Source organism: Streptomyces sp. UH6 (genome assembly GCF_013421635.1).
Lineage (GTDB): Bacteria > Actinomycetota > Actinomycetes > Streptomycetales > Streptomycetaceae > Streptomyces > Streptomyces abyssomicinicus.
Map to the genome: position 1 here is coordinate 1 of NZ_JACADT010000693.1, position 3,060 is coordinate 3,060.

At 74.6% G+C, this 3,060-nt stretch carries 1 protein-coding gene; it reads right to left on the reverse strand.

What is annotated here, in order from left to right:
* The coding region (locus HW445_RS24375; protein ID WP_180223093.1) for a non-ribosomal peptide synthetase at positions 1 to 3,060 on the reverse strand (3,060 nt) is incomplete at both ends.

Genomic DNA, 3,060 nt, shown 5'->3' on the forward strand with positions numbered 1-3,060 from the left:
TCGACGCCCAGGGTCGCGCGGACCCGGGCCACCAGCCGGGTCGCGAGCAGGGAGTGCCCGCCGAGGTCGAAGAAGTCGTCGTCGACGCCGACCCGCGGCAGGCCCAGCACCTCGGCGAACAGTCCGGCCAGCACGTGTTCCCGCGGCGTGCGCGGGGCGCGGCCGGCGCCCGTGGTGGCGAACTCGGGCTCGGGCAGGGCGCGCCGGTCGAGCTTGCCGCTGCCGGTCAGCGGCAGGGTGTCCAGGGAGACGAACACGGTCGGCACCATGTGGTCCGGCAGCCGCTCGCGCAGATGCGCCCGCAGGTCCTCCGGGCGGAGCTCCGCCCCGTGGGTGGGCTGCAGGTAGGCGACCAGGCGGGAGTCCCGCTCCCGGTCCTGCCGGACGAGGACGGCGGCCCGCGCGACCCGCGGGTGTTCGGCGAGGACGGCTTCGATCTCGCCGAGCTCGACCCGGAAGCCGCGGATCTTGACCTGGTCGTCGGTGCGGCCGAGGAACTCCAGGTCGCCGTCCGGGCTCCACCGCACCAGGTCGCCGGTGCGGTACATGCGGGTGCCGCCCGCTCCGAACGGGTCGGCCACGAACCGCCCCGCGGTCAGGCCGGGCCGGTTGAGGTAGCCCCGGGCCAGCCCCGCCCCGGCGATGTACAGCTCACCCTGCACGCCCGCCGGCACCTGCCGCAGCGCGGCGTCGAGCACGTACAGCCGGACGCCGTCGAGCGGTCGGCCGATCACCTGCCGCGGGCTCGACCCGAGCGGCGCGAAGACCGAGTCCACGGTGCACTCGGACGGCCCGTAGTAGTTGAGGGAGAACACGCCGTCGGCCGCCCGCAGCCGCTCCCAGAGCCGCTCCGGGACGGTCTCGCCACCCAGCCCGACCATCGAGGGACGCCACGTCGGGTGGTCCAACAGGCCGTGGTCGACGAGGACCTGCAGGTAGGACGGGGTGCCGCCGACGGTGTCCAGACCGGTCCGCGCGGCGTACTCGAGGTACGCCCGGGGGTCGGACCAGGTCGCCTCGTCGAGGACGTGCAGCTCATGGCCCGCGAAGAGGGCGAGCAGCTGGTCGCAGGAGCCGTCGAACGACACGGACGTGGTCAGGCCCACCCGCATCCGCCTGCCCCTGCGGAGAACCAGCCGGCACTGGGCGGCAAACAGGTTGAGCAGGCCGCCATGTGTCACCACCACTCCCTTGGGCTTCCCGGTGGAGCCGGAGGTGTGGATCACGTACACCGGGTGGGCCGGGTCGACGGCCACCATCGGGTCCGTCGCCGGGCAGGCCGCCACCAGGGCGGCCGTCTGCGGATCGTCCAGCACCAGCCGCCCGACCGCACCGCCCTCGGGCAGACGGTCCCCGCTCCGGGAGTCGGTCACCGTCAGCACCGGCCGCGCGTCCTCGAACAGATGCGCGATCCGGGCCGCCGGGTACGCGGGGTCCACCGGGACGTACGCCGCACCGGTCTTCAGCACCGCCAGGATCGCCACCACCAGCTCGGCCGACCTCGGCAGCGACACCGCCACCAGACGCTCCGGCCCCGCACCCCGCGCCATCAGCGCGTGCGCCAGACGGTTCGCCCGCTCGTCCAGCTCCGCGTACGTCCAGGAGACGTCGCCGCACACCAGCGCGGGAGCCTCGGGCAGCGCGCGCACCTGGGCCCGGAACAGCTCCGTCAGGCTCTCGGTCGGAGCCACCGCGGCCGGCCCGGTGCCCAGCGCCGCCAGCTCACCGTGCTCCTCGGCGGTGAGCAGGTCGATCCGGCTGAGCGGCCGCCGCGGGTCGGCGACGGCGGCGCGCAGCAGCCGCTCCCACCGCCGGACCATCGTCTCGACGGTCGCCGGGTCGTACAGGTCGGCCGCGTACTCGACGGACCCCTCGATTCCCTCCGGGGAACCGTCCTCCGCCTGCCGCTCGGACAGGGTGAGGAGCAGGTCGAGCTTGGCCGTCGTCGACGTCGGCGGCACGTCCTCGACGCGCAGCCCGGGCGGCGCGAAGTCGGCCCGGGGGGCGTTCTGGAGCACCAGCATGACCTGGAACAGCGGGTGGCGTGCCAGCGACCGGGACGGGTTCAGGACCTCGACCAGGTACTCGAAGGGCAGGTCCTGGTGGGCGTACCCGGCCAGCGAGGTGTCCCGGACCCGGTGCAGCAGCTCGGCGAAGGTCGGATCGCCCGAGGTGTCGGTACGGAACACCAGGGTGTTGACGAAGTAGCCGACCAGCTCGTCCTGCGCCTGGTCGGTGCGGCCCGCGACCGGGCTGCCGACGGGGATGTCGTCGCCCGCGCCGAGCTTGCTCAGCAACGCCGCCAGCGCCGCCTGGAGCACCATGAACAGACTGGTCCCGTGCGCGCGGGCGAGTTCGCGCAGGCCGCGGTGCAGCTCGGCGTCCAGGCCGGCGGCAACGGAACCGCCCCGGTGCGAGGCGACGGCCGGGCGGGGCCGGTCGGTGCGCAGCTGGAGCTGCTGCGGCAGGTCGGCCAGCTGCCGTGTCCAGTAGGCCGCCTGTCGGGCGAACAGGCTGTCGGGGTCGGCCGCGTCGCCGAGCAGTTCGTGCTGCCACAGGGTGTGGTCGGCGTACTGGACCGGCAGTTCCTCCCACCGCGGCTCCTCGCCCCGGCGGCGCGCCGCGTAGGCGGTGGTCAGGCCCCGCACGAGCGGGCCCATGGACCAGCCGTCGCCCGCGATGTGGTGGAGCACCAGCTGGAGGACGTGCTCGTCCGGCGCGAGTTCGAAGAGCTCGGTCCGCAGCGGCACGTCGACCGCCAGGTCGAACCGGCGGTCCTTGGCCTCCGCCACGGCGGCGGGCAGCTCACCCTCGGTGGTCCGGTGCACGCGCAGCCGCGGGCGGGCCGCCACGACGTCCAGCACCCGCTGGTGCGGCACGCCGTCCACCGCCGGGAAGACGGTGCGCAGGCTCTCGTGGCGGGCCACCACGTCCGCCACGGCGGCTTCCAGGGCCCGCCGGTCCAGGTCTCCGGTCAGCCGCCAGGCCAGGGAGATGTGGTAGCTGGCGCCGCCGCCCTCCAACTGGTGCAGGAACCACAGCCGTCGCTGCGCGAACGAC